This is a genomic window from Humibacter ginsengisoli (genome assembly GCF_054780095.1).
This window is the reverse complement of the sequence record NZ_BAAGWZ010000012.1, coordinates 355,487-381,202: the sequence shown is the minus strand read 5'-3', so window position 1 is coordinate 381,202 and position 25,716 is coordinate 355,487. Positions and strand designations below refer to the sequence as shown.

The window sequence follows — 25,716 nt, the reverse complement described above, 5'->3', positions numbered from 1 at the left end:
GCCGACGCTAGAGCATGAACCCGTCCAGGGGACATAGCACTCGGGGTGCCAATATCCGCAGCGTTTACGCTTTCTACCGCCGCGCCGTCATCGCCCCTGCTTCAAGGGAAGGAATTGAGGATGCATAGCAGCAACCAAAGACGGCGGTATAGTGACGAAACCATACAGTCGTCAGTACCAGGAACTACCGCATGACCATCGAGACACTGATCGCAACACCGGCTGAAGTAGCGTCTCCCGCTGTAACCGCTACAACTGATGATCGAGAAGCCCTGGTCGAAGCGATCGCGTTGAATTACGTGGAAGAGTTGCACCTCGCGGGCAGCCCGCTCATTGCCACGAACGAGCTGACCACCGAGCGCGCCGACTATGCCCGGAGCGTTGTTCGCGCGGTGCTCATGGCATTGAATGGACCGGTCGGCGAATCACCAGCGCTCGATACGCGCGGCGTCGTCGTCGAACTGGCCGACAGCGGAATCCGACCTGGTGTCGCACTGGCAGGAGCTGCCCTACTGTTCGAGACGGCACTGAAGCGCCTCGATCTCGCGTTTCCCGGTCGGAACGTCGAGATCGCGATCTCCCTCGCACAGCACTTGCTCTTCGGTATAGCCCTTGTGCTCGACTCCGCGGGCGTGTCGGTACAACGGGAAAGTCTGGTGGCGGAGATCGTGGACGGCTCGCTACTCCACGCCACGCTGAGCAAGCGCGAAGCAACGGTCTTCCTGCTTCTTGTGGACAAGGTTGCCACCGAGGACATCGCCTTCCGGCTGGGCATCACGAAGGTCACCGTCAAGCATCACATCAGCCACATCGGCCGCAAGCTCGGCGCTCGGGGACGCGTCGAGGTGCTGAGAAGAGCCAGGGAACTCGGCATCCTAGTCGCGGCACCGTTAGCTGCGAGCGGCACCATCACCGCGTTGAACGCATTGACCGGGAACTAAGCGGCTTCACCATCGGGGTTTCGCTCCCTAACGCTCGGCCGCCACGTCGCTACGCGACGCGCCGGAACCGGCGTTGGGGCCCAAGCTCATCCCGCAGCTTCAGTGTACGGGTGCGCCGACGCCGCGGCACGAGCGGCCGCGGGGAGCGCGTCGAGCACGCGGTTCACCGCGGCGTCGTCGTGGGCCGCGGTGACGAACCACGCCTCGAAGACACTGGGCGGGAGCGAGACGCCGGCGTCGAGCATCGCGTGGAAGAACGGGCCGTAGCGGTAAGCATCCTGTGCCTGCACGCCGGCGTAGTCGACCGCCGGAGTGTCACGGAACTGGATGCTGAACAGGTTGCCGGCGCGCGAGACGAAGTGCGGCACACCGGATGCCGTCAGCGCGTCCTCAACCGCCTCGGATATGACCGCGGCGACGTGGTCGAGGCGCGCGTAGACATCCGCATCCGCGAGGCGCAGTGTGGCGAGGCCGGCCGCCACCGCGACCGGGTTTCCGGAGAGCGTGCCTGCCTGGTAGACCGGGCCCACGGGTGCGAGCCGCTCCATGATCTCGCGGCGGGCTCCGAGGGCCGCTAGCGGCATCCCGCCGCCGATGACCTTGCCGAACGTCACGATGTCGGGCAGGTAGGTGGGCGAGACGAGGGCGCGGCTGCCGTCATCCTCCTCGCGGATGGCGAACGCGTCGAGCGCCCAGTAGCCGGCCGGGCCGACACGGAAGCCGGTGAGCACCTCGTCGAGGATGAGCAGCGCGCCGTGCTGATGTGCCGTATCGGCGAGGAACTGGTTGAACCCGGGCGCAGGCGCCACGACACCCATGTTGGCCGGTGCGGCCTCGGCGATGATCGCGGCGATGCGATCGCCGTGCTGCGCAAAGACCTCGCGCACGGCGTCGCGGTCGTTGTATGGGATCACCACGGTCTGCGCGGCGATCGCTGCCGGAACGCCGGCCGACGCGGGAAGGGCGAGCGTGGCCAAGCCGCTGCCGGCATCCGCCAGCAGGCCATCGGAGTGGCCGTGATAGAGGCCGGAGAACTTGACGACCAGGTCGCGGCCCGTGAAACCGCGGGCCAGCCGGATGGCCGTCATGGTCGCCTCGGTGCCGGTCGAGACGAGGCGCAGTTCGTCGATGAGTCGCGTCTTCACGAGCGAGCGACCGGGCAGCAGCTCGGAGCCGGGGGTGACCGAGAGGCGATCGATCACGAGCTCGGCGAGGTCCGACTCGGCCGGCGTCGACGCGCCGAAGCTCAGGCCGCGAGCGGCGGCATCCTGCACCGCTGCCACAACATCCGGATGCGCATGGCCGAGAATCGCCGGGCCCCACGACGCCACCAGATCGACGTACTGGCGGCCGTCGACGTCGGTCACATACGGTCCCTGAGCCGACACCAGGAACCGAGGTGCGCCACCCACCGAACGGAACGCCCGCACCGGCGAGTTCACGCCTCCGGGGATAACTCGCTGGGCGCGGGCGAACTCGCGTTCGTTGGCGTCTACCGTTGCGGAACCGTCGTCGCTGGTCACTGAGGCCGTCTCCGTCCCGCTCATCTCACCCATTCCGCGACCTCGACCGCCCAGTAGGTCAGCACCGCGCCCGCGCCGGCGCGGCGGATGCTCGTGAGCGTCTCGAGCACAGCACGGTCGCGATCGATCCATCCGTTCGCGGCGGCCGCCTCGATCATCGAATACTCTCCGCTGACCTGATATGCCCACACCGGAATATCACTGATCACAGCGACGTCGCTGAGCACGTCCAGGTACGACATCGCCGGCTTCACCATGAGGATGTCCGCGCCCTCTTCGAGATCGAGCCGCGCCTCGCGCAGACCCTCGCGCCGGTTCGACGGATCCTGCTGGTAGCTGCGACGGTCGCCCTGCAACTGGGAGTCCACCGCTTCCCGGAACGGACCGTAGAAGCTCGACGCATACTTCGCCGCGTATGCGAGAACGGCGGTGTCGGTGAACCCCTCGGCGTCGAGCGCGTCGCGCACCGCGGCGACCTGGCCGTCCATCATGCCGCTGAGCCCCAGGATCTGCGAGCCCGCGTCCGCCTGCGCCAGCGCCATGTCGCGGTAGCGCTCGAGCGTGGCGTCGTTGTCGACGCGACCCGCGGCATCCAGAACCCCGCAATGCCCATGGTCGGTGAACTCGTCGAGGCAGAGGTCGGTCTGCACCACGAGCGCGTCGCCCGCCTCGGCGACCGCGACCCTCGTCGCCACGTTGAGGATGCCGTCGGCGTCGGTAGCGCCGCTGCCCACGGCATCCCGCGTCTCGGGCACGCCGAACAGCATGACGCCGCCGATGCCCGCCTCAGCCGCCTCGTTCACCGCGGCCTTCAGGCTGTCGAGCGTGTGCTGAACGACCCCGGGCATGGATGCGATGGGTTGCGGCTCGCGGATGCCCTCCCGCACGAAGACCGGCAGGATCAGCTCGGCGGGGTGCAGCCGCGTCTCGGCGGTGAGGCGCCGCATCGCGGCTGTGGTGCGGAGACGTCGGGGGCGAACAGTCGGATGCAGCACGTCGTTCACCGTTCAAGGTTAGGTGGTGCGCCCTGTGTGCTCGCTCGGGGCGCCGTTGGCGGGCCGGCGTGCGGAGCCGTCGGCGGACCGGCGTGCGGAGCCGGCGGCGGACCGGCATGCGGAGCCGGCGTCCGCGCCGACGCCGGCAGCGCGGCACGTCCCACCGGTGGGACTAGGCGTACGCGACGACGCTAGGCGCACAGCGCCAGGTCTCGGCGCATACACCTAGTATCACTTCGAGGGTGCAGCGTCCCGCGCAGAACGACTCAGGTCGCCGTGGTTACGATCGAAGACGTGGGTACGGGATCGTGAGCGAGGCATCCGACCCAGAACCCGCACCCGGCTCACGTCGCCGCACCGGCCTCGCCGTTGCGAGCCTCAGCCTCGGCACCACGCTCAACCCGCTGAACTCCTCGATGATCGCGGTCGCGCTCGTCGACCTGCAGAAGACGTTCGCGCTCGGCATCGCCGAGGCGACCTGGGTGATCACCGCGTTCTACCTCGCGTCGGCTGCCGGGCAACCGTTGATGGGGCGTCTCGGCGACCGGTTCGGACCGCGCCGCCTGTTCATCTTCGGCATGTGCGTCGTCATCGTGGTCAGCGCCCTGACACCGTTCGCGCCGTCGTTCGCGCTCGTCTGCGTCGGCCGCGTCGGTCTTGCGATCGGAACGGCCACCGCGTTCCCGTCGGCCGTGGCCATGGTGCGGCCGCTCAGCGCGCAATCCGGGGTGTCGTCTCCCCGGCTGCTGGGGCGCATCCAGATCGCCAACACCGCAGGCGCCGCGGTGGGCCCCGTGCTCGGTGGGCTGCTGGTGAGCACGCTCGGCTGGCCGGCCATCTTCGCGGTGAACGTTCCGCTGGCGGCGCTGGCCCTGATCGGCACCAGGATGCTCGCCCCCGCGGACGCTCCCCGCAAGGCGCAGCGGTTCCGCAGCCTGCTCGCCCAGTCCGACATTCCGGGCGTCGCCCTCTTCATCGGGATGCTCGTGGCCCTCCTCGTGTTCCTGCTCGGCCTGCAGTCGTCGCCGGATTGGTGGCTGCTCGCCGTCGCCGTGCTGGCGGGCGCGGGGTTCGTGTGGCGGGAGCTGACGGCATCCGTTCCCTTCATCGATCTGCGGCTGCTCGCCGCCAACCGGTCGCTGATGATGGTGTACCTGTGCTTCGCGGTCTTCAACCTCGTGTACTACTCGGCGTTCTTCGGGCTGCCGCAGTTGCTGCAGGAGCACGGCGGCTACAACGCCGGAATCACCGGGCTGCTGATGTTCCCGCTCGCTGCCGTGACCATCGGCCTGACACCGCTCGGCGCCCGCTGGATCGAGTCGCGCGGCCTGCGCTTCACCCTGATCGTCGGCGGCCTCGGACTCATCGCCGGCGCGGCACTGCTCGCGATCGCCGGGGCCACGCAGACACCTATCGCCATCCTGCTCATCACCGCCGCGATGGGCGCGCCGTACTGCGTGGTGAGCATCGCGATGAGCCAGGCGCTCTATGCATCCGCTTCGCCGAAGGATGTCGGCGTCGCCGCCGGCATCCTCCAGACGTCGCGCTACGTCGGGGCGATCCTTGCCACGACGGTGCTCGGCGCCATCTTCGTGAACGGATCGGGACCGGATGCCGTACCGCAGTGGCTCACGATCGTCGCGATCGCGACGGGGCTGGCCATCGTGCACGCGGTGCTGCTGGCAACGTGGCATCCACGCAGCTACCAGGAACAGGCGCCGGAAGCCCCCTAGGCCTTCCCGCGGTTGCGGCGGCGCACCGGCCGGGGTGCCTTGCCGCCCACGAACGACCGTCCGGGGTCGACCACGAAACCGCCCTGCCGGAGGGCCTGCCGGCCCACGAGCATCCGGAACCCCATCTCGTCGCGGTTGGTGAGCGTGGTCTCCGCCTGAACACGGTGGCCGCCGAGCTCCAACTCGATCAGCACCACGTACCGGTGCTGCACGTGGCCGGACGAACTGCGCACGAGCCGGCGGTCGTAGGCGGGGCATTCGACGACCACGGCGTCGCGGTCGGAGTCCTGCCAGGGGCGCAGCCGGAACCGCACACGGTCGCCGCCGTCGAGCTCCTCGATGTCGAACGCGTGAAGCGCCGAGCTGCGCGCGCCGGTGTCGAGCTTCGCCTTCACCCATGGCACACCGATCGCCGGCAGGGCAACCCACTCGCGCCACCCGAGGACGGTGCTTGAATGGACTGGCGCATCCGCTGTCGAGCGCACCCGGTGCATCGGCGTCGACGGCCCCGGTTCGCTCGCTCTCCCCATTCCCCCATCTTTCCAGGAGCCGCCACGGTGAAGTTGGCCATCCTCTCGCGCGCCCCTCAGTCGTACTCCACGCAGCGGCTCCGCGCGGCCGCAACGGATCGCGGGCACCGAGTGAAGGTGCTCGACACGCTGCGGTTCTCGATCGACCTCTCCGGCGACGAGCCCGACCTGCAATACCGCGGCAAGCTGCTGTCGGACTACGACGCCATCCTCCCCCGCATCGGCAACTCCATCACCTACTTCGGTACCGCCGTCGTGCGGCAGTTCGAGCAGATGGATGTCTACACGCCGAACACCGCCAACGGCATCACCAACTCGCGCGACAAACTGCGTGCGAACCAGATTCTCTCCCGGCACAACATCGGGATGCCCGCGACCGCGTTCGTGCACAGCCGCGCCGACGTGCGCACCGCGATCGAGTCGGTGGGCGGGGCCCCTGTGGTGATCAAGCTCCTCGAGGGCACGCAGGGCATCGGCGTCATCCTCGCGCCGGAGGCGAAGATCGCCGAGGCGATCATCGAGACTCTGCACTCGACAAAGCAGAACGTGCTCGTGCAGTCGTTCATCGCCGAGAGCAGGGGGCGGGATGTTCGTGCTCTCGTCGTCGGAGATCGTGTCGTCGCCGCGATGCGACGGGTCGCGAGCGGAGACGAGTTCCGGTCGAATGTGCACAGGGGTGGCTCCGTGCAACGGATCGACCTGCCTCCGGAGTACGAGCAGGCAGCCGTGCGATCGGCGCAGATCATGGGCTTGCGCGTCGCCGGTGTGGACATGCTGGAGAGCAACGACGGACCGCTCGTGATGGAGGTCAACTCGTCGCCGGGCCTGCAGGGCATCGAGACCGCGACCGGACTGGACGTGGCCGGTGCCATCGTCGACTACATCGACAACCAGGTCGCCTTCCCCGAGATCGACGTGCGCCAGCGCCTCACCGTCTCGACCGGTTACGGCGTCGCCGAACTCGCCGTCGGAGCGGATGCCGACCTCGTCGGCAAGCGACTCCGCGACTCCGGACTCGACGAGCGCGACATCACGGTGCTCACCCTGCATCGCGGTGCTGCCGTCATCCCGAACCCGCGCGGCAACACGGAGCTCGAGGCGGGCGACCGCCTGCTGTGCTTCGGAAAGCTCGAGGAGATGCGGTCGATGATCCCGGCGCGCAGGCGGCGACGCACGAAGGTGCGCAAGCTGCCGAAGGATGCGCTTCAGCTCGAAGCCTGACCTCACCGCACTACGCTCCACGGCGTGGTGACGAGCGACGGCAATATGGAGAGATGGCGTCCAGCGATTCATCGGGCATCCGGCTCTCCCGCGCGTACTACACCGAGCTCGTGCGACCGCTGCTTCGCGAGCGATTCCCCGGCATGCCGCATTCGGCGGGCCGGCTCGGCGCCGGATCCGACGTGCTCGGGCTCGACGACGCGATGTCGCGCGACCACGACTGGGGGCTACGGCTGACCCTGTTCGTGCCGGCGGATGCCGTGCTCGCCGTCGACGCAGAGCTCGAGCGCGCGCTTCCCACGAGCTTCGCCGGCCTGCCAACGCGTTTCGCGTTCAGCGGCACCGCCGAGGCCAGGCACCGCATCGACGTGAGCACGCTCGGATCGTTTCTGGATGCCCGCCTCGGCTTCGACCCGCGCGACGGCATCGGAGCCGACGACTGGCTCTCGCTCACCGGCCAGGCCGTGCTCGAGGTCGTGGCGGGGCCCGTCTTCGCCGACGACACGGGCGACCTCGGTCGAGTCCGGCGCGCCATCGCGTGGTACCCCGACGACCTCTGGCGGTATGTGCTGGCGTGCGACTGGGCTCGGCTCGAACAGGAGCTCCCTCTGATGAGCAGGGCCGGTGACGTCGGCGACGATCGCGGGTCCCGCATCGTGTGCGCACGGCTGGCGCACGTCGCGATGCACCTCGCCTTCCTGCTGGAGCGACGCTGGCCGCCCTATGCGAAGTGGTTCGGCACGATGTTCGGCCGGCTCGAGTGCTCCGCCGAGGTCGGAGCATCCCTCGATCGTTCACTTCTCGCCGAGGATTGGGGCGATCGGCAGTCGGCCATCGCCGCCGCACTGCGAACGCTGCTCGAGCTGCAGAACGCTCTCGGGCTGACCTCCGCGAGCGATGCCACCGAGTCGTTCTGGGACCGCCCCTACCTGCACCTCCACCCGGACATCGTCGTCGAACTGCTGTCAGGCATCCGCGACTCCGCCGTCGCCGCGCTGCCGCTCGGGCGCGGATCCGCGGAGCAGCGCACCGACAACGTCGACCTGCTCATGGACCCTCGGGCGCGGCGCCGGATCGTCGAGGCGGACTGAGCTCGATCGCGTCGGCTCATCGCCCGTCAGGCGTACAGCGGCATCAGGTTGGCCTGCTCCACGAGCCAGGCGCTGAACGCCCACGGAGTGCTGCGCAGAGCCGCGCCAAGCTCGGCCGGACGCACCGCGGCGACCTCGGCCACCTCGGCCGGATTGAGCACCGGTTCCCCGACCGCGCGCGCAACATAGACCGGGCAGATCTCGTACTCGACCACCCCGCCGGCATCGACAGCGCGGTAGCGAAAGTCCGGAAGCACCAGCTCGAGGTCGGCCAGGCGGATGCCCAGCTCGTCGCGAGCGTGCCTGCTCACGGCATCCGGGACCGACTCATCCGGCGCGGGATGCCCGCAGAACGCGTTCGTCCACACGCCGGGGAACGTCAGCTTCGAAAGCGCTCGTCGCGTGACGAGCACGCGTCCGTCGTCCAGCAGCACGTGACACGAGAAGCCGAGGTGCAGGGGTGTGTCGGCGCCGTGCACAGAGACCTTCTCGGCCGTCCCGGTCGGGTTGCCATGGTCATCGAGCAGCACGACACGGGCCGGGTCGACGCTCACGAGGTCGAGTCTGCCAGTACTCGTGCCGGAATCGACGGGTTCGGCGTGCTGCCCGTCGACGATCGTCACGACGAGACCCGCCGCGCCGCTGCCTGCGCGACCACGTCGACGAGCGATTCTGCGGTGCGATCGGATGCGACGACATCCACGCGCAGACCGTAGTGGCGGGCATCCCGCGCAGTACGCGGCCCGATTGCGGCGACCAGCGTGCCTTCAGGAACGGGACCGAGCTGCTGCTGCACCTGCTCGGCCACGCTGCCCGAGGTGACCAGGATGGCTGTGATGCGGCCGGATGCCACATCCGCCACGACCTGCTCCGGCACTGGGATGCCCACGGTGCGGTACGCGACCACCGATTGCACCTGATGTCCCATCGCGGTGAGGCCGTCGGTGAGTGTGGTCTTCGCGATCTCGCTGCGCAGGGTGAGCACGCGCAGCGGAACCACCCCGCGCGTCACGGCAGGCCACTCCTCGAGCATGGCAGCGGCCGAACTGTCGTCGGCCGGCACGAAATCGGCCCGGTAGCCCGCTGCGAGCAGTGCTGCGGCCGTCGTCTCACCGACGGCAGCTATGCGGGTGTTCTGGTGGATGCGCGCCTGATGCGCCGACAGCACGTCGACCGTCGTCGCACTGGTCACCGTGACCCAGTCGAAGTCGCCCGCGGCGAGCCCGGTCAGCGCACGCTCCAGGGCCTCGGCGTCGGAGGTGGGGGCGAAGTTGATCATCGGGGCGACGACGGGTGTGCCGCCGTGGGAGCGGATGTCCGCAGCCACCGAGTCCCCCCAGGGACCGCCGCGTGGCACGAGCACACGCCAGCCGGCCAGGGGTTTCGGGCCTTGCGTGGGTATGGGGCCGGTGGCGCCCACCGTCATCGGACGTCACCGCCTCGCGTTCCATCGCCGGTTCGCGGGTTCTGCACCGGCACGTCCCCGCCCAGCGGGGCCAGTTCGGCAGCACCATTGGCCAGGAGTTCGTCGACGACGCGCTGCGAGGCATCCTTTGCCGCTTCCAGGAGCGCAGCCGGGCCGTTCCCCTCGAGGCTGGTCGCGTGCGACGACGTGAGCCGCCGCGTGCCGTCCGGTTTGTAGACCGTTGCCGTGAGGAACAGCAGGCCGTCCTCGACGAGTGCGGTGGTGCCGAGCGGGGCAGCGCATCCGGCTTCGAGACCCGCGAGAACGCCGCGCTCTGCGTCGACGTTCGCCCGCGTCGTCGCGTGGTTCACGGCGGCGAGCGCCTTGGCGAGCGCTCGGCCCTCTGGCGAGGCATTCTTCTCTCGGCGCGTCTCGAGCGCGAGCGCGCCTTGACCGGGAGCAGTGGGCCAGTCCGCGAGTTCGAGGTACTCGGTCGCGGCATCCGCTCGCCCGAGTCGGCCGAGACCGGCGGCCGCGAGCACGATCGCGTCGAGCCGCCGATCACCCTCGGCCTCACCGAAGACGCGGCCCAGCCGCGTGTCGATGTTGCCACGGATGTCGACGACATCGAGATCCGGACGCAGCGCCTTCAGCTGCGCGATACGCCGGGGCGATCCGGTTCCCACCCGCGCTCCCTCCGGCAGGGTCTGGAGCGTGAGCCCGTCACGGGCGCAGAGCACATCGCGGGCGTCCGCTCGCTTGGGCACCGCTGCCAGCGCGATATCCGGATGCTCCGCGGTCGGCAGGTCTTTCAGTGAGTGCACGGCGACATCGATCTCGCCCCGCAGCAGGGCATCCCGAAGGGCGGACGTGAAGACGCCGGTGCCGCCGAGCTGCGAGAGCGACTCGGTCGTCGTGTCCCCGTGCGTGGTGATCGTGACGAGCTCGACCTCGAGGCCGGATGCCTTCGCCAGCGAGTCGGCGACCTGGCGCGTCTGCGCCAGAGCGAGCGCGCTGCCACGTGTTCCGACCCGCAGGGCCGTCATCGCGCTGCGACCTTCTCTCCGCGGGCGCCTACCGGCTCGTGGTGAGGGTGGACCGATTCGAGCGGCCCCCCGACCGGCTCGTGGTCGGGCCACGGACCGAGCTCGGTCACGTGCGCACGTTGCTCGGGCGGAACGTCGTTCAATCGCTCCTCGATCAGGTCGACGAGGCCGGAGACGAAGGCGGGGTGCGTCCCCGGCGTCGGAACGCGCGCGGCCCGCAACCCGCTCTCGGCCGCAGTCGTGACAGCCTCGTTGTCGAGGTCCCACATCACTTCCATGTGGTCGCTGACGAATCCGAACGGCACGATGACGACGGCCTTCGTGTGCCCGTCGACGGCGAGGTCGGCGATGGCGTCGTTGATGTCGGGTTCGAGCCACGGCGTGCGAGGGTCGCCGGAGCGCGACTGGTACACAAGCGACCAGGGGATGTCTGCGACCGCCCGGCCCGCATCCGACTGCACGGCGTCGCCGATCGCTTGCGCGGAACGCTCGGCCGCACGCACTGCTGCATGACGCGCCTCGGCATCCGAGATCGCGTGCGCCACGGCGCAGTGCTGCGCGACGTATGCGCCGCCCTTGCCGAACTGCGGTCCGGATGCCTCGGCCGCGGCCGACGGGATCGAGTGCGTCACGAACAGGATGTGGACGTCGTCTCTTGCGACGGCATCCGTTACGCCGTCTGCGGTGTCCGTCGTGAGCTCGGCGACGGCGGACTCGACGCCCTCGATGAGGGGCGTGACGAATCCGGGGTGGTCGAAGTACTCGCGGATGCGGTCGATCGACATCGTGTCGGTCAACCCGTTCTCGGCGAGCGCGCGCTCGAAGTCCTCACGGTACTGGCCGACGCCGGAGTACGACGTGTAGGCGCTGGTCACCAGGGCGAGCAGGCGGTCGTGACCTGCTTCATGGGCCTCGCGCACCGCGTCCGTGAAGTACGGCTTCCAGTTGCGGTTGCCCCAGTGGATCGGCAGGTCGATGCCTCGGCGGGCGAGCTCTGCCTCGAGCGCCGCCTTCAGCTGGCGGTTCTGCTCGTTGATGGGGCTCACGCCGCCGTGGTGACGGTAGTGATGGGCGACCTCTTCGAGCCGCTCGTCCGGAATGCCCCGCCCGCGCGTCACATTGCGCAGGAACGGGATGACGTCATCCTGACCCTCCGGGCCGCCGAAGCTGGAGAGCAGGATCGCGTCGTATTTCGTCATTGCAAGACCTCGGGAATGTCTGTCACAGGAATGCGCCGACCCGTGTAGAAGGGGACCTCTTTGCGCACGTGCCTGCGGGCATCCGTCGCGCGGAGATCGCGCATCATGTCGACGAGATCGACGAGATTGTCTGACTCCATCGGCAGTAGCCATTCGTAGTCACCGAGTGCGAAAGCGGCGACCGTGTTGGCCAGGACCGAGCGGAACGCCGCACCCTTCCGACCATGGTCGGAGAGCATGCGACTGCGCTCGGCGTCGGGGAGAAGGTACCACTCGTAGCTGCGGACGAACGGATAGACCGTCAGCCACTCCCGCGGCTCGATGCCCTTGAGGAACGCGGGCACGTGGGCCTTGTTGAACTCGGCCCCGCGATGCACGCCCATGGCGTTCCACGTGGGGAGGAGGTCGCTCAACAGCTTCGTGCGCTTGAGGCGCCGCAGCGCAGCCTGAATCTGCTCGGCCACCGGGCCGTGCAGCCAGACCATGATGTCGGCATCCGCCTTCAGCCCGGAGACGTCGTAGAAGCCGCGAACGGTGACGCCGCCTGCTTCGATCTCGGTGACCGCGGACTCGAGTTCTGCGGTCGCCCATTCCACGTTCGGCTCTTCAAGGTCGAACGGGCGCAGCGGGTCTCGTCGCAGCACCGCCCAGAGTGTGAACCCATCGGGCTGCTCGGCCGTCGACCCGTGCTCTTCGGGCTTCGGGACGGCATCCGTCGGGTGGTCGGATGCTTCGGGGGTGCTGTTCGTGCTGGGGGAATCGGACGCCGCATCGGCAGCCGCCGGGTGTGTCATGGCATCCAGTCTCCCCCGTTGTCCGCTGAGCAGCAAAAGCAGTGGTGGGGCGCACTCCTGCGCACGACGAGCAGTGGCGGCGCAGTCAAGCCCTTGGCCTTCAACACGTTTGGACGCATGCTGAACAAACCTGACGAAATCACTGGGATGAACCGAATAAAACTGCTCCTCGTGGTGTTGATAGATACAAATGTCTGAATCGTTGAAGAACTCCAGCCGTATCGCGGAGCAGTCCTCCACGAGCACGACCCCTCGCCGTAAGCGCCCGAGCCGCGCCAAGGCGAAGCCGATCATGGATGCCCGCGCCAAGGTGATCTCTGCGTTCCCGTGGGCGCAGAACCTGTCGTACCTCGAGCAGCAGCAGTTCGCGGACGAGCTCGCGCACCACCCGCGCGACCTCCCGAACGGGCAGCTCGAGGCTTTGATCCTCTCCTGGAAGAACCGGGCACGCCGCGTCGCGTGACGCCTACGGGTCGCGTGACGCCTACGGGTCGCGTGACGCCTACGGCTAGCCGAGCCATGACGGCATCCTCGGTCCGAAGTGGGTCATAAGGCTGTACGCGAGGGTGCCTGATGGTTCGATGCCTGCTCGCCTCGGCGAGATAGGCCTGCGCCACTGCCCGCTGACCGCGGGACCGACGGCGACCGCGCAGAGGAGTGACCGCGCAGAGGAGTGGTGGACGGTACGGCGCAGGCGTGGGTCGGTCGCGTTTCGGCCACCCGCTCCGGGCCGTCGATTACGGCGATCCGCGACCGAAGATACCTTCGATCAATAGTCGGATCCGACTCTCCGTCCCCAGCTGGTATTTGCCCGTACTTTCGCACAACTGGGCATCATTCGTCGTTGCTACGTTCGACAGTGTGCGGTAAATTGGAAGCATGCTCGCCAACGTCGAACGGCTCAGGGACACGACCTCTCGTGTCTGTGCGGCTTTGACGTGCGGCAGCACCGATTCCTCAGGTGAGGACCGCGATACGACACAGGCGAACACCGAAGAGCCCACCCTGATCGAGTCGATCGATCTGCTCGCCGATGAGGTGCTGGCTCGGCTCATCACGGATGCCTCCCGCGCCCGCGCGGAATTCGACACCGTATTAACTGCGGCGGCCGGAGTCGCAGCGAAGCGATCCGAGAGAGTGCTGGGGCATGCCGGGCTCGCGCAACGGAACGGCCACCAGAACGCAGTGCGATTTGTGCAGTCACTTACCGGCGCTAGCCGGGGCGAGGCGTCCCGTCAGGTGCGGCTGGGCGGAGCGATGGGTGAGGTGGATGCCGCCGAACGAGCATTGCGAACGGCCGAGGGGTCGGAAGGCGTCCTTGGCGTCGAGAGTGACGGACCGGCCGGTGACGGACCGCAGGGGGACGCCGGTGACCATCGTGAAGGCTCAGCCTCGAGCCCCGTTCCGTTGCCGTGGAATCACCCGATCGTCGCTGCGGTGAGTGCGGGCATCCTTTCGCCTGCCGCCGGCGATGCGCTCGCGCGAGGTCTCGGTGAGCCGAGTTCGACCTGCGACGGCGAGGCCATGCGGCTCGCGGCGGGCGAGCTCGTCGAGGAGGCGAAGTCAGCGCACGTCGATGAGATCTTCGGCCTCGCGCGGCGCAAGCGCGACGAGATCGACCCGCAGGGCGTGCGTGAACGGTGGCAGCGCCGATATGACAATCGTTCCTGGACCATGCGCCGCAATCAGGACGGCCAGTTGACAGCTCACGCTGTTTTCGACGACGAGTCCGGCGTGTTCGTGACAGAGCTCCTCGATCTGGCCTTGAGCCCACGGAGGGGCGGTCCTCGATTCGTCTCAGAAGATGATCGCCGCTGGTCGAACGAGCTCACGACCGATCCGCGCAGCAATGAGCAGTTGGCGCTCGACACGGTCATGGATGTCTTGCGCAGCGGCGCCGAGGTGGATGCATCGAGCACGCTGCGCACGCACCGACCCGCTGTCCGCGTCATGGTCACCCGCGATGACGACGCTCCCCAGGGAGTCGCCTTCGGCATCGGGCACCTCGAGGGGAGCGTCGACGCTGTTCCGCTTTCCGTTGTCGAGACGCACCTCTGCGACGCCGGCACCGTCGAGATTCACACCGACCGGGGCGGGAATGTGCTCGATCTCGGTCGTGAGAGCCGCCTGTTCAACGGCCGACAGCGCACCGTTCTCAAGGTACGTGACGGAGGATGCGTATGGCCGGGATGCGATCGACCACCATGGAGCACCGAGGCCCACCACAGCGAGGAATGGTACGCCGATCACGGCAAGACCGACATCGCCGACGGAGTCTTGCTGTGTCGTTTTCACCATCTTCTGCTCCACAACAACGGCTGGAAGATCGGCAGAGACGGCGCCCAGTGCTTCCTGAAGCCCCCGAAGAGCGTCGACCCGTCACAAACCCCGATCGCACTCAGCACCAAGTCATCTGGCTGGGCTCATCATCGAAGGCTCGCGAAGCGGCGGCCGCCAGGCGAACGAGCGACAACGTTCGCGCGAGGCGTCCTTACGGGTGGCGTGAAGTAGCCGCCGGCCTTACCGGCAGCGTGAAGTAGCCGCCAACCGCTGGCGGTGCAAGCATCTGCCGCACGATCAACTGCAGCCGCAACCTGTGGCGCGACGACCTGAAGGCGCCGCCTACGGGGCCGCTACCGGGAACGAACCATCTATCGCGCGCCGGCGATCCCCGCGTCCCGACCCGCCGGGCGCGACCTCCCGCACGCGAGCGCCGCGTCACGACCCGCCGCGCGACCTCCCGCGCGCGACGTCCCGCACGCGAGCGCCGCGTCACGACCCGGTGCGCGACCTCCCGCGCGCGACCTCCCGCACGCGACCTGCCGCGGGCAAAACGCCTACGGCGCCACAACCGCGCACAACCGATGACTGTTCCAGCATCACGCCCTCGAAGAACGACCCGAGTTCGTCGGTCGCTGTGAGGGGCAGAGCGTGCGCGACGTACTGGTCCGGACGCACCACAACGACGACACCGTCTCGAGAAAGCTCACGTGAGTCGAAGATGTCCTCTCCCGGACCGGCCGCGTACACCTTCTCCCAGTCGGTCAGACCGAACGGACCGGTCTGCGGCCTGAAGACGGCAGGCACCTTCGCGGTGTCCACCTCGTCGTAGTTCTGCTGGTAGATCGCCTTCACATCGAATACCGAATCAATGTCGGAATCCGACGGAGTGAACCGCCGAAGCGGCGAGTCCGGGGCATCCAGCAGCCATTCCGCCCAGTCGGTAAGAGCCGACGGTTCCCCAGCGGCCGCGGCATCCGCGAACGCGTATATGCGCCACCGTCCATCGGCACGAGCATGGTGGCCAAGGTGCTGGATGTTCCCGTCGCACACCCGCACCACCTCCGCCGACTTGAAGCGCTTGCCGATCGGGAACCCGGCGGCGAGCTCCTGGTGCGTCGACTCGCCGGTGATCATCGACGGCTTGTACTGGGTGAGGAACCCGGACGGGAAGTCCGAAGTGCGCACGTAGAAGTCCGCAAGCTCCTGCGGATCCGCGAACTCCTCCGGCTTGCGCGCCATCAGGCTCGACCACTCGCGGTCGAAGTCGATGAGCTCCTGCGCGACAGGCTGCCGCTCGGCGGAGTATGTCGCCAGCAGCGACTCGGGGCTGCTGCCGGAGAGCACGTTGCCGAGCTTCCAGCCCAGGTTGAAGCCGTCCTGCATTGACACGTTCATGCCCTGGCCGGCCTTGGCGCTGTGCGTGTGGCACGCGTCCCCCATCAGAAAGACGCGCGGGGTGCGATCCGACCCCTCCGGCACGTCGTCGAACTTGTCTGTGACGCGGTGCCCGACCTCGTACACACTGCTCCACGCGACCTGCTTCACGTCGATCGAATACGGATGCAGGATCTCGTTCGCCTTCGCGATGATCGCCTCGATCGGCGTGTTCCGAACCTGGTGGTTGTCGTCATCGGCCACCGCGCCGAGATCGATGTACATGCGGCAGAGGTAACCGCCTTCTCGCGGAATGTGCAGGATGTTGCCCGCCTCGGCATTGATCGCGCACTTGATGCGCCAGTCGGGGAAGTCGGTGTTGACCGTGACATCCATCACGCCCCACGCATGCCGCGCGAACTCACCGAGGTGCTTGCGCCCGATCGCGTCGCGCACCCTGCTTCGTGCGCCGTCGCCACCGGCGACGTACTTCGCGTGCACGGCGCGCTCCTCGCCCTCCCGCTCGCCTGCACCGTAGCGGATGCGCACCTCGACCGGATACTCGCCGCTTTCGTGCACGGTGAGCCCGAGGAACTCGACGCCGTAGTCCGGCAGAATGCGTCCTGGCCCGTGCGCCGCAGCCTCGGCGAAGTAGTCGAGCACGCGCGCCTGGTTCACGATCAGGTGCGGGAACTCGCCGATGTGCTTGGCGTAGTCCTCTGTGCGGGACGTGCGGATGATGTTGGCCGGGTTCTCGGGGTCGGGTCCCCAGAAGTTCATGTAGGCGATGTTGTAGGCCTCGGCGATGATGCGCTCAGCGAAGCCGAACGCCTGGAACGTCTCGACGCTGCGTGGCTGGATGCCGTCGGCCTGTCCGAGCACGAGCCGCCCGGGGCGCTGCTCGATGAGCCGCGTCGTGGCATCCGGGAACTGCGACAGCTGCGCAGCCAGCAGCATGCCGGCGGGGCCCGATCCGACGATCAGAACGTCGACCTCGTCGGGGATCTCCTCGGGCCGGTCGATTCCAGTGCCCGCGGCTGGCAGGACGGTCGGGTCGCCCGAGACGTATCCGTGATGGTGGAACTGCATGGAGTGGATCCTTCCTCGGACATCGATGTCGAGGTTGCGGCGAACCTGGCCTTGTTCTATATTCGAACGGCGCGTTCTACTATTGAACAAATCATAGAATTCGGATGATTGCGACGCAACCGGGCGGAGGGAACGACCACGTGACCGACACCGGGACCCCGACCCCCGCCGCAACCGCTCTCGCGACTGCCGCGACGACTGCACCGGCGTCGCAGACCCTGAGTCGAGGCATCCGCATTCTCGAGGAGCTCGCGGATGCCCGCGTGCCGCTCACCGTCGACGATCTCGCACGGCGGCTCGACGTGCATCGCTCGATCGCCTACCGATTGCTGCGCACGCTCGATGACCATGGTCTCGTCATGCGCGAGACCGACGGACGCTATGCACTCGGCGCGCGTCTCGCGGCTCTCGCGATGGCGGCAGTGCCGGATCTGCAGGCGGCGAGCGTTCCCGAGCTGAACGCGGCGGCCGACGACCTGGGCATGACCTGCTTTCTCGCCGTGCTCGATCACGAGGAGTGCGTCACACTCGCCAGCGTCGAACCCCGGCACGCCGTGGCGTCCGTGGCGCAGCGTCCAGGAGCCAGGCATCCGGTGTGGGCGGGCGCGCCGGGAAAGGCGTTGCTCTCGATCATGCAGGAGAGTGAGTGGCCGACCGCCGTTCCCCCTCATGTCGCACAGGATGTCGCCGAGGCGCGGGAGCGTGGCTGGGCGACGAGCCATGACGAAGTCATTCCGACGTTGAAGTCCGTCTCGGTCCCGTTGCGACTTCGCGGACGCCGGCGGGCCGCCATCGCCGTGGTCTACGTCGGCGAGGCGACCGCGCCGGAGCGGATCGCCCGCCGACTGCGCGACGCGGCCGACGCCATCCGCGACGCTCTGGGCGAATAGCGCCGATGCTCGAGTAGCCCGCAGCAGCGCCGGCCCGCTAGGCCTTCGACAACCCGTAGACCGCACTCGCGTTCTGCTCAGCCTCATGCTCGGGACCCAGCGGGATGCCCGTGCGGTCGCGCAGCAGCAGCGTGGCGGCGAGTCCTACGAGCGTCATCCCGGCGAGGTACCAGGTGATCCCGACCGTCGAGTGGGTGGACTGGAAGATCGCCTGCGCGATCATCGGCGAGAACGCACCTCCCACGATCGCGCCGATCGCGTAGGAGATGGAGACCCCGGAGAACCGGATCGAGGCGGGAAAGAGCTCGGCATACATCGCCGCTTGTGGTCCGTAGGTGAGTCCTAGTCCGATCGTGAGACTCGCCAGTGCAACGAAGAGCGACCAGACGGTGCCCAGGTTGGTGAGCGGGAACAGCAGAAACACGCCGATCAGTTGAAGCACCCAGCCCAGGATGTACGTGTTGCGGCGGCCGAGCTTGTCCGACAGCCATCCGGCAACCCACGTCGCGACCAGCCACGTCACTCCTGAGGCGGCGACGACCCAGAACACGGGGCCGGGATCGAGCCGGATGGCGCCCTTCGGGTCCGTCGCGTAGTGCTGCACGTATCCACCTGTGGTCATGTATCCGACGGCATTGTTGCCCGCGAACACGAGCGCGGCGATGATCACCACCAGCAGATGCCTGCGGAACAGCTGCGCTATGGGCATCCGCGTCTCTTCCTTGCGCTCAGCGATCTCGCGGAACACCGGGCTCTCGTCGACACGACGACGCACCCAGTACCCGACCCCGATCAGCACGATCGACAGCAGGAACGGCACCCGCCAGCCCCACACGAGGAACGCGTCGCCCGGTGCGATGAGAGCCATGAGCGCCAGCACGATGGATGCCAGCAGCAGCCCGATCGGCACGCCGATCTGCGGAGACGCGCCGAAGACTCCGCGCCGCTTCCTGGGCGCGTGCTCGACCGCCATCAGCACGGCACCGCCCCACTCCCCTCCTGCCGAGATGCCCTGGACGACGCGGAGCAGGATGAGCAGGGCGGGCGCCCACACGCCGATGACCGCGTGGGTGGGCAGCAGCCCGACGAGCGTCGTCGCGATGCCCATCAGCAGGAGCGTGATGACCAGCATGGGACGCCGGCCGATCTTGTCGCCGAAGTGGCCGGCGAGGAACGCGCCAAGCGGACGGAACAGAAAGCTCACGCCGACGCTGAAGAACGAGACGATCTGGGCGAAGTCCGGCCCCATCGGCTCGAAGAAGAGGTTCGCGAACACGACTCCGGCCGCGAACGCGTAGATGAAGAAGTCGTACCACTCGACCGTCGTTCCGACGACGGTCGCGACGACCACGCGGCGCCGATCGACGGCTGCCCGGATGGTGCCTGTCGGGGTGAACCCCGATGCGGCTGATGTGCTCATGCAACTGACTCCCTTGTCATGGATAGTGGTGGCTTGACTCGCTCCGCCGGATGCCTGACCCAGCACGCTCGTGAGCGGTCCCGCGGACTGTCGGTTCTCACAGACTGCGCCGATCATATACGATTTGAGATACAATGCAACGGCGCGTCGAGGGGGTCGCGCCTGGCAGAACGCCAGAGCACCGACGGGAGAATGCAGGTCATGACCAGCGAAACCACCGCAGCGAATGCGGCTCCGGCAGACGCACGATTCGGCGCGCTCCCGTCGCGCCCCGGCAAGATCGTCGCCGTCCACCTCAGCTACGCGTCGCGTGCGCAGCAGCGCGGACGCCGCCCGGCCGCGCCCTCCTACTTCTTCAAGCCCTCCAGCTCCGTGCAGGCATCCGGTGGCGAGGTCGTGCGTCCGACCGGCGCCGAACTGCTCGCCTTCGAGGGCGAGATCGCACTCGTCATCGGTACGGATGCCCGGCACGTCTCGCTCGCCGACGCCTGGCAATACGTCGGCTGGGTCACGGCCGCGAACGACTTCGGGTTGTACGATCTTCGCGCGAACGACAAGGGATCCAACGTGCGCTCCAAGGGCGGCGACGGGTACACGCCGATCGGCACTCGGCTGATCGACGCGCGAACGATCGACCCGCAGTCGCTCCGGCTCCGCACGTGGCTGAACGGCGACCTCGTGCAAGACGACACGACCGAGGGTCTGATCTTCCCGCTGGCGCAGTTCGTCGCCGACCTCTCCCAGCACTTCACGCTCGAGGCGGGCGATGTCATCCTCACCGGCACGCCAGCCGGATCATCCGTGGTGCAGCCCGGCGACGTCGTCGAGGTGGAGGTGGATGCACCGGGCGCGGCGGAGCATCCGTCGTCCGGTCGCCTCGTCACGACCGTCGTGCAGGGCACGCGCGGTTTCGATCCCGAGGTCGGATCGCTCCCGGGCGTCGACGACACGCAGCGCGCGGAGGCATGGGGATCGCTCGAGGCGGCGGGGCTGGCGGGTGCCGAGCCAGCGATCGCGCCCGCCTCAGCGGATGCCGCAGCAAACGAGCGCGCCGGTGAGAGCGACCGATGAGCGAGGCACTCGTGACGACCGGTCCCTCGCATCCTGTGGGCAAGCCGGCCGCCGGCAGCAAGTCGGAGCAGGCGTACGCGTACATCCGCGAGCGCATCGTCGACCACCGGTACAGCCCCGGTTATCGGCTCGTGCTCGGAAGCATCGCCGACGAGAACGGCATGAGCGTCGTCCCGGTGCGCGAGGCGATCCGGCGGCTGGAGGCCGAGGGCTTCGTCACGTTCGAGCACAACGTCGGCGCGCGGGTCGCGTTGGCCGACGAGAGCGAATACACCTACGCGATGCAGACCCTCGGGCTCGTGGAGGGCGCCGCAACCGCCCTCTCCGCGCCGTTGCTCACCGACGCCGACCTCGACCGTGCGCTCGAGATCAACGAGCGGATGCGCCGGATGCTCGGCGAACTAGACCCGCACGAGTTCACCCGGCTCAACGAGCAGTTCCATTCCGTGCTGTTCGAGCCGTGCCCGAACCCGCACATCCTCGACCTCGTGCACCGAGGCTGGGGACGGCTGCGCGGCGTGCGGGACTCCACGTTCTCGTTCGTGCCGCAACGCGCCACCCACTCGGTCACGGAGCACGAAGACATCGTGCGGCTCATCCGCGAGGGCGCCGACGGCCTCGACATCGAACTCGCAGCCCGCTACCACCGCTGGCGCACCCTCGACGCCTTCCTCGCCGCGCGGCATCCGGAAGCCGCAACGCAGTCTCCACCGACCCCGCTCCACCCACCGGAGGAACCATGACCGACACCGCTGACGAGCTCGACGCCCGGCACATCCCGCACGACCTGCCCGAGCACATCCAGCACTACATCGACGGCGAGTTCGTCGACTCGGCCGACGGCGACACGTTCGACGTGCTCGACCCGGTCACGAACGAGACCTACGTGCGCGCCGCCGCCGGCAAGAAGGCCGACATCGACCGCGCCGTCGCCGCCGCCCGCCGCGCGTTCACCGATGGCCCCTGGCCGCGGATGCTCCCTCGCGAGCGGTCCCGCGTGCTGCACCGCATTGCCGACATCGTGGAGTCCAGGGATGCCCGCCTCGCCGAGCTCGAGACCTACGACACCGGTCTGCCCATCACCCAGGCGCTCGGCCAGGCGCGTCGTGCCGCGGAGAACTTCCGCTTCTTCGCCGACCTGATCGTGGCGCAGGCGGACGACGCGTTCAAGGTTCCCGGCCGCCAGATGAACTACGTCAACCGCAAGCCGATCGGCGTCGCAGGCCTCATCACCCCGTGGAACACGCCGTTCATGCTCGAGTCGTGGAAGCTCGGCCCCGCGCTCGCGACCGGCAACACCGTGGTGCTGAAGCCGGCGGAGTTCACGCCGCTGTCGGCATCCCTCTGGGCAGGCATCTTCGAGGAGGCCGGGCTCCCGAAGGGCGTTTTCAACCTGGTGAACGGACTCGGTGAGGATGCCGGCGACGCACTGGTCAAGCATCCGGACGTGCCGCTCATCTCGTTCACCGGTGAGTCGAGCACCGGGCAGCTCATCTTCGGCAACGCGGCACCGTTCCTCAAGGGACTCTCGATGGAGCTCGGCGGCAAGAGCCCCGCCGTGGTGTTCGCCGACGCGGACCTCGACGCCGCCATCGATGCCACGATCTTCGGCGTCTTCTCGCTGAACGGCGAGCGCTGCACCGCAGGCTCGCGCATCCTCGTGCAACGGGATGTCTACGACGAGTTCGTCGAGCGCTACGCGGCGCAGGCGAAGCGCGTGGTCGTCGGCTACCCGCACGAGAAGACCACCGAGGTGGGTGCTCTCGTACATCCGGAGCACTACGCGAAAGTGATGAGCTACGTCGAGCTCGGCAAGCAGGAGGGCCGGCTTGTGGCCGGCGGCGGACGACCGGATGGCTTCCCCACCGGCAACTTCATCGCACCGACGGTGTTCGCGGATGTTCCGCCGGCCGCCCGCATCTTCCAGGAGGAGATCTTCGGTCCGGTGGTGGCGATCACGCCGTTCGACACCGACGAGGAAGCCCTCGAGCTCGCCAACGGCGTGAAGTACGGCCTCGCCGCCTACGTGTGGACGAACGATCTGAAGCGCGCCCACAACTTCTCGCAGGCCATCGACGCCGGCATGGTGTGGCTCAACTCGAACAACGTGCGCGACCTGCGCACGCCGTTCGGCGGGGTGAAGGCATCCGGCCTCGGCCATGAGGGCGGATACCGCTCGATCGACTTCTACACCGACCAGCAGGCCGTGCACATCACGCTCGGCCCGACGCCGAACCCCACCTTCGGCAAGAACTGACCAACCACCTCAACACCACCCCTTCAGGTCGCACTTTTTGTCGCTTGCATTCGCGCTTACCGACAGAAACTGCGACCTGAACGGGAAAGACAACACGCAAGGACGCTGACCATGACCCACCGCGACGACATGACGCTGACCTCGTCCGGCTTCTACGTCTCCCAGGAGGCGCCGATCGAGTGCGCCGACCCGACGCCGACGCCGCAGGCGACTCCGCCGGACATCCTGCGCTGCGCCTACATGGAACTCGTCGTGAGCGATCTGAAGCGCTCCCGCGACTTCTACGTCGACGTGCTCGGCCTCACGGTGACCGAGGAGGACGAGAACGCCGTCTACCTGCGCTCGCTCGAGGAGTTCATCCACCACAACCTCGTGCTGCGCCAGGGCGACGTGCCGGCCGTCGCCGCGTTCTCGTACCGCGTGCGCACTCCTGAAGACCTCGACAAGGCTGTCGCGTTCTACACGGAACTCGGATGCCGCGTCGAGCGCCGCACAGACGGTTACGTCAAGGGCATCGGCGACTCGGTGCGCGTCACCGACCCGCTCGGCTTCCCGTACGAGTTCTTCCACGACGTCGAGCACGTCGAACGGCTCGCCTGGCGGTACGACCTGTACACGCCGGGTTCGCTTGTGCGGCTCGATCACTTCAACCAGGTCACGCCCGACGTGCCGCGTGCGGTGAAGTTCATGCAAGACCTCGGCTTCCGGGTGACCGAAGACATCCAGGACGAGGAGGGCACCGTGTACGCGGCCTGGATGCGCCGCAAGCCCACCGTGCACGACACCGCCATGACCGGCGGCGACGGACCGCGGATGCACCACGTCGCGTTCGCCACCCACGAGAAGCACAACATCCTCGCCATCTGCGACAAGCTCGGCGCACTCCGCCGCTCGGACGCCATCGAACGCGGCCCGGGACGCCACGGCGTCTCGAACGCGTTCTACCTCTACCTCCGCGACCCCGACGGCCACCGCGTGGAGATCTACACGCAGGACTACTACACCGGCGACCCCGACAACCCGGTCGTCACGTGGGACGTGCACGACAACCAGCGTCGCGACTGGTGGGGCAACCCCGTCGTACCGAGCTGGTACACGGATGCCTCACTCGTGCTCGACCTCGACGGCAACCCTCAGCCGGTCCTCGCCCGCACCGAGGCCAGCGAGATGAGCGTCACCATCGGCGCCGACGGCTTCTCGTACACCCGCGGCGACGAGGGCCAGCAGTCCATGCCCGAGTGGAAACAGGGCGAGTACAAACTCGGCCACCAGGTATAGCGGCAGGCTCCATATCTCGTGTCCGACGGCGTATTCGTCCTGCTTGCCAACAAATTCTCCGCATTTGTCTTGTGCTCCAACAAATGCGGCGTTATGTTGGCGAAGTCGTCGCCGTGTGATCAGCGGACCGTCGTCCGTCCCACGGCATCGACTCTCGATGAGGAGGAAGTTGTGCGCAAGGTTCGGGATTCGTACAAGGCTGATTCGGGCAGTCGGCCGCCGGAGATTTCGCGTCGTACCGTCATCCAGGCTGGGGCAGCCGCGGCGGGACTCTCCGTCGTTGGACTGTCGTCGCTCGGTCTGGCGGCGCCGGCGTTCGCTGCGCCGAGCGACTCTGGTCACGGCTACAACGTGGCCCCGTTCGGCCCGGTGGACGTCGTACCAAGCACGACGGGCGGGCTGTCCTACGCCCGTGCGGTGCGGTTCGGCACTTCTGGCCCGGCCCAGCCCCGTCCGCTGCTGGCCACCTACCAGAGCTTCGGCGGCACGCCGTTTCCGCTCTACCGCAGCAACGACGACGGTCACACCTGGGCTCAGCAGGGCAGCATCCTCGGCGCCGGCGCGCCCGCCGGGATCTATGTGCAGCCCTACCTGTACGAGCTTCCAAGAGCTTTCGCTGGACTGCCGAAGGGCACGCTGCTTTTCGCATGCAACTACTGGGCGATCGATACCTCACAAGGGTTCAGGTTCACGAGCACCAACATCCAGCTGTACGCGAGCACCGACGGCGGCACGAGCTGGAGGTTCCTGAGCACTGTCGCTCAGGGCGGGCCACCCAATACGACGAACGGTGCCACGCCGGTATGGGAACCCTTCCTGCTGCTGCACAACAACAACCTGATCTGTTACTACTCCGACCAGCGTGACCCGAACTACGGGCAGAAGCTCGCTCACCAGACCAGCACGGACCTGCAGACATGGGGCCCGGTCGTCAATGACGCCACCGGCACGACGTACGCGGAACGGCCCGGTATGACGACCGTGGCGCGTCTGCGCGGCGACCTGTGGATCATGACGTACGAGTTCGGTGAGCCCGACGACCCCGCCAACCCGGACCAGAACAACTACACGTACCACGTGCACTACCGGATCGCGAAAGACCCGGAGTCGTTCCGGTTCTCCACCGACACGCCGCTCGTTCCGCCGGAAGGGAGCACCGCACCCAACGGTGCCCCCGTCGTGTCGTGGTCACCATACGGGGGCGAGAACGGAACGATCATCGTCACGGACAACGACGACGCGGACTTCTTGATCAACCGCGACCTGGGTGACCCCACCAAATGGACGCGGCTCTCCTCGCCCATGCCGGCCGGATACAGCCGGTTCACGATGCCGCTGGACGAGCCCCTCTATTCGCAGGACCCCGGTCTCGTCTTCGTCATCACGGGAGCGCAGTACGGCGAACCTGGGGGTGTCGAGGCGGGGATCATCTCGCTTGCCGACGGAAACGTCGGTAGCGGTCCGCAGGCCCGCAGCTCGAGTTCACCAAGCCTGAACCGTCAGGCTTTCGTGCAGAACGCGATCGCGAACTTCCGCGCGCAACACTCGGGCCAGTAAGCGCCGGCGCCGGTCCAGT

22 protein-coding genes and 1 pseudogene are annotated in these 25,716 nt (G+C 67.8%); 13 read left to right on the top strand and 10 right to left on the bottom strand.

Annotation, left to right across the window (positions count from 1 at the left end; translation table 11 throughout):
* The first annotated feature begins 191 nt into the window (after positions 1 to 191).
* Positions 192 to 941 (top strand): helix-turn-helix transcriptional regulator, encoded by a 750-nt coding sequence (locus ACYVI5_RS18845; protein ID WP_460581582.1) that lies wholly within the window; start codon positions 192 to 194, stop codon positions 939 to 941.
* A gap of 86 nt (positions 942 to 1,027) precedes the next feature.
* Here the strand turns inward: ACYVI5_RS18845 and hemL are convergent, their stop codons facing one another.
* Both hemL and hemB read right to left on the bottom strand, forming a co-directional pair.
* Positions 1,028 to 2,488 carry a glutamate-1-semialdehyde 2,1-aminomutase gene (hemL, locus tag ACYVI5_RS18840; RefSeq protein ID WP_460581581.1) on the bottom strand — a complete coding sequence of 487 codons (1,461 nt, stop codon included), beginning with the start codon at positions 2,486 to 2,488 and terminating at the stop codon, positions 1,028 to 1,030.
* On the bottom strand, positions 2,485 to 3,459 hold the full coding sequence (hemB, locus tag ACYVI5_RS18835) for a porphobilinogen synthase (protein ID WP_460581595.1): 975 nt from the start codon (positions 3,457 to 3,459) through the stop codon (positions 2,485 to 2,487). The genes hemL and hemB overlap by 4 nt, the downstream gene beginning before the upstream one ends.
* 308 nt (positions 3,460 to 3,767) lie before the next feature.
* Here hemB and ACYVI5_RS18830 point away from each other — a divergent pair, with 308 nt between their 5' ends.
* A complete protein-coding gene (locus tag ACYVI5_RS18830) occupies positions 3,768 to 5,192 on the top strand; it encodes an MFS transporter (protein ID WP_460581580.1) in 1,425 nt (474 codons plus the stop codon).
* Here the strand turns inward: ACYVI5_RS18830 and ACYVI5_RS18825 are convergent.
* Positions 5,189 to 5,686 (bottom strand): ATP-dependent zinc protease family protein, encoded by a 498-nt coding sequence (locus ACYVI5_RS18825; RefSeq protein ID WP_460581594.1) that lies wholly within the window; start codon positions 5,684 to 5,686, stop codon positions 5,189 to 5,191. The genes ACYVI5_RS18830 and ACYVI5_RS18825 overlap by 4 nt on opposite strands.
* Positions 5,687 to 5,749: 63 nt before the next feature.
* Here ACYVI5_RS18825 and ACYVI5_RS18820 point away from each other — a divergent pair, with 63 nt between their 5' ends.
* Both ACYVI5_RS18820 and ACYVI5_RS18815 read left to right on the top strand, forming a co-directional pair.
* Positions 5,750 to 6,943 carry a RimK family alpha-L-glutamate ligase gene (locus ACYVI5_RS18820; RefSeq protein ID WP_460581579.1) on the top strand — a complete coding sequence of 398 codons (1,194 nt, stop codon included), beginning with the start codon at positions 5,750 to 5,752 and terminating at the stop codon, positions 6,941 to 6,943.
* 53 nt (positions 6,944 to 6,996) lie between these two features.
* The gene (locus ACYVI5_RS18815; protein ID WP_460581578.1) at positions 6,997 to 8,034 is read left to right on the top strand and encodes a DUF4037 domain-containing protein; all 1,038 of its coding nucleotides are present in this window, start codon (positions 6,997 to 6,999) and stop codon (positions 8,032 to 8,034) included.
* 26 nt (positions 8,035 to 8,060) lie between these two features.
* Here the strand turns inward: ACYVI5_RS18815 and idi are convergent, their stop codons facing one another.
* The 5 genes from idi to hemQ all read right to left on the bottom strand — a co-directional run bounded on the left by idi (position 8,061) and on the right by hemQ (position 12,478).
* The gene (idi, locus tag ACYVI5_RS18810; RefSeq protein WP_460581593.1) at positions 8,061 to 8,588 is read right to left on the bottom strand and encodes an isopentenyl-diphosphate Delta-isomerase; all 528 of its coding nucleotides are present in this window, start codon (positions 8,586 to 8,588) and stop codon (positions 8,061 to 8,063) included.
* A gap of 65 nt (positions 8,589 to 8,653) precedes the next feature.
* Positions 8,654 to 9,460 carry a uroporphyrinogen-III synthase gene (locus ACYVI5_RS18805; protein WP_460581577.1) on the bottom strand — a complete coding sequence of 269 codons (807 nt, stop codon included), beginning with the start codon at positions 9,458 to 9,460 and terminating at the stop codon, positions 8,654 to 8,656.
* Complete coding sequence (gene hemC, locus ACYVI5_RS18800; protein ID WP_460581576.1) at positions 9,457 to 10,485, bottom strand: hydroxymethylbilane synthase; 1,029 nt, start codon at positions 10,483 to 10,485, stop codon at positions 9,457 to 9,459. The genes ACYVI5_RS18805 and hemC overlap by 4 nt, the downstream gene beginning before the upstream one ends.
* Positions 10,482 to 11,684, bottom strand: coding sequence for a ferrochelatase (locus ACYVI5_RS18795; protein WP_460581575.1), 1,203 nt, complete (start codon positions 11,682 to 11,684; stop codon positions 10,482 to 10,484). Before ACYVI5_RS18795 ends, hemC begins: the two co-directional genes overlap by 4 nt.
* Entirely contained in the window at positions 11,681 to 12,478 is a 798-nt protein-coding gene (hemQ, locus tag ACYVI5_RS18790) for a chlorite dismutase family protein (protein ID WP_460581574.1), read from the bottom strand. The genes ACYVI5_RS18795 and hemQ overlap by 4 nt, the downstream gene beginning before the upstream one ends.
* 18 nt (positions 12,479 to 12,496) lie before the next feature.
* Between hemQ and ACYVI5_RS18785 the strand changes: the two genes are divergently transcribed.
* The 3 genes from ACYVI5_RS18785 (at position 12,497) to ACYVI5_RS18775 (ending at position 14,989) form a co-directional block, all read left to right on the top strand.
* Positions 12,497 to 12,676: a hypothetical protein gene (locus ACYVI5_RS18785; RefSeq protein WP_460581573.1), complete on the top strand. Its 180-nt coding sequence runs from the start codon at positions 12,497 to 12,499 to the stop codon at positions 12,674 to 12,676.
* Complete coding sequence (locus ACYVI5_RS18780; RefSeq protein ID WP_460581572.1) at positions 12,669 to 12,941, top strand: hypothetical protein; 273 nt, start codon at positions 12,669 to 12,671, stop codon at positions 12,939 to 12,941. The genes ACYVI5_RS18785 and ACYVI5_RS18780 overlap by 8 nt, the downstream gene beginning before the upstream one ends.
* 416 nt (positions 12,942 to 13,357) lie before the next feature.
* Positions 13,358 to 14,989, top strand: coding sequence for an HNH endonuclease signature motif containing protein (locus tag ACYVI5_RS18775; RefSeq protein ID WP_460581571.1), 1,632 nt, complete (start codon positions 13,358 to 13,360; stop codon positions 14,987 to 14,989).
* Positions 14,990 to 15,250: 261 nt separating this feature from the next.
* On the opposite strand, the gene ACYVI5_RS18770 is transcribed toward ACYVI5_RS18775, so the two are convergent.
* Positions 15,251 to 17,224, bottom strand: a complete 1,974-nt coding sequence (locus ACYVI5_RS18770; protein WP_460581570.1) for an FAD-binding monooxygenase — start codon at positions 17,222 to 17,224, stop codon at positions 15,251 to 15,253.
* Positions 17,225 to 17,364: 140 nt separating this feature from the next.
* On the opposite strand from ACYVI5_RS18770, the gene ACYVI5_RS18765 reads away from it, so the two are divergent.
* Positions 17,365 to 18,114 (top strand): IclR family transcriptional regulator, encoded by a 750-nt coding sequence (locus ACYVI5_RS18765; protein WP_460581569.1) that lies wholly within the window; start codon positions 17,365 to 17,367, stop codon positions 18,112 to 18,114.
* Positions 18,115 to 18,151: 37 nt separating this feature from the next.
* Here ACYVI5_RS18765 and ACYVI5_RS18760 read toward each other — a convergent pair whose 3' ends face one another.
* Positions 18,152 to 19,534: an MFS transporter gene (locus ACYVI5_RS18760; RefSeq protein ID WP_460581568.1), complete on the bottom strand. Its 1,383-nt coding sequence runs from the start codon at positions 19,532 to 19,534 to the stop codon at positions 18,152 to 18,154.
* Positions 19,535 to 19,735: 201 nt separating this feature from the next.
* Between ACYVI5_RS18760 and ACYVI5_RS18755 the strand changes: the two are divergent.
* The 5 genes and pseudogenes from ACYVI5_RS18755 to ACYVI5_RS18735 all read left to right on the top strand — a co-directional run.
* Positions 19,736 to 20,557: pseudogene (locus tag ACYVI5_RS18755) on the top strand (fumarylacetoacetate hydrolase family protein); the annotation flags it as partial.
* Between the two features lie 44 nt (positions 20,558 to 20,601).
* Positions 20,602 to 21,348, top strand: a complete 747-nt coding sequence (locus ACYVI5_RS18750; protein WP_460581567.1) for a GntR family transcriptional regulator — start codon at positions 20,602 to 20,604, stop codon at positions 21,346 to 21,348.
* Positions 21,345 to 22,862 carry an aldehyde dehydrogenase gene (gene hpaE, locus ACYVI5_RS18745; protein WP_460581566.1) on the top strand — a complete coding sequence of 506 codons (1,518 nt, stop codon included), beginning with the start codon at positions 21,345 to 21,347 and terminating at the stop codon, positions 22,860 to 22,862. The genes ACYVI5_RS18750 and hpaE overlap by 4 nt, the downstream gene beginning before the upstream one ends.
* 111 nt (positions 22,863 to 22,973) lie before the next feature.
* Positions 22,974 to 24,140 (top strand): 3,4-dihydroxyphenylacetate 2,3-dioxygenase, encoded by a 1,167-nt coding sequence (gene hpaD / locus ACYVI5_RS18740; protein WP_460535305.1) that lies wholly within the window; start codon positions 22,974 to 22,976, stop codon positions 24,138 to 24,140.
* Between the two features lie 171 nt (positions 24,141 to 24,311).
* Positions 24,312 to 25,697 carry a sialidase family protein gene (locus tag ACYVI5_RS18735; protein ID WP_460581565.1) on the top strand — a complete coding sequence of 462 codons (1,386 nt, stop codon included), beginning with the start codon at positions 24,312 to 24,314 and terminating at the stop codon, positions 25,695 to 25,697.
* The last annotated feature ends 19 nt before the right edge of the window (positions 25,698 to 25,716 follow it).

Coding starts and splice junctions, on each gene's coding strand:
- ACYVI5_RS18795 (WP_460581575.1), bottom strand. CDS start 11,684: ATGACGAAATACGACGCGATCCTGCTCTCCAGCTTCGGCGGCCCGGAG.
- ACYVI5_RS18780 (WP_460581572.1), top strand. CDS start 12,669: ATGTCTGAATCGTTGAAGAACTCCAGCCGTATCGCGGAGCAGTCCTCC.
- hemQ (WP_460581574.1), bottom strand. CDS start 12,478: ATGACACACCCGGCGGCTGCCGATGCGGCGTCCGATTCCCCCAGCACG.
- ACYVI5_RS18770 (WP_460581570.1), bottom strand. CDS start 17,224: ATGCAGTTCCACCATCACGGATACGTCTCGGGCGACCCGACCGTCCTG.
- ACYVI5_RS18845 (WP_460581582.1), top strand. CDS start 192: ATGACCATCGAGACACTGATCGCAACACCGGCTGAAGTAGCGTCTCCC.
- ACYVI5_RS18775 (WP_460581571.1), top strand. CDS start 13,358: ATGCTCGCCAACGTCGAACGGCTCAGGGACACGACCTCTCGTGTCTGT.
- ACYVI5_RS18760 (WP_460581568.1), bottom strand. CDS start 19,534: ATGAGCACATCAGCCGCATCGGGGTTCACCCCGACAGGCACCATCCGG.
- ACYVI5_RS18825 (WP_460581594.1), bottom strand. CDS start 5,686: ATGCACCGGGTGCGCTCGACAGCGGATGCGCCAGTCCATTCAAGCACC.
- ACYVI5_RS18750 (WP_460581567.1), top strand. CDS start 20,602: ATGAGCGAGGCACTCGTGACGACCGGTCCCTCGCATCCTGTGGGCAAG.
- hpaE (WP_460581566.1), top strand. CDS start 21,345: ATGACCGACACCGCTGACGAGCTCGACGCCCGGCACATCCCGCACGAC.
- hemC (WP_460581576.1), bottom strand. CDS start 10,485: ATGACGGCCCTGCGGGTCGGAACACGTGGCAGCGCGCTCGCTCTGGCG.
- ACYVI5_RS18805 (WP_460581577.1), bottom strand. CDS start 9,460: ATGACGGTGGGCGCCACCGGCCCCATACCCACGCAAGGCCCGAAACCC.
- hemL (WP_460581581.1), bottom strand. CDS start 2,488: ATGAGCGGGACGGAGACGGCCTCAGTGACCAGCGACGACGGTTCCGCA.
- hpaD (WP_460535305.1), top strand. CDS start 22,974: ATGACCCACCGCGACGACATGACGCTGACCTCGTCCGGCTTCTACGTC.
- ACYVI5_RS18815 (WP_460581578.1), top strand. CDS start 6,997: ATGGCGTCCAGCGATTCATCGGGCATCCGGCTCTCCCGCGCGTACTAC.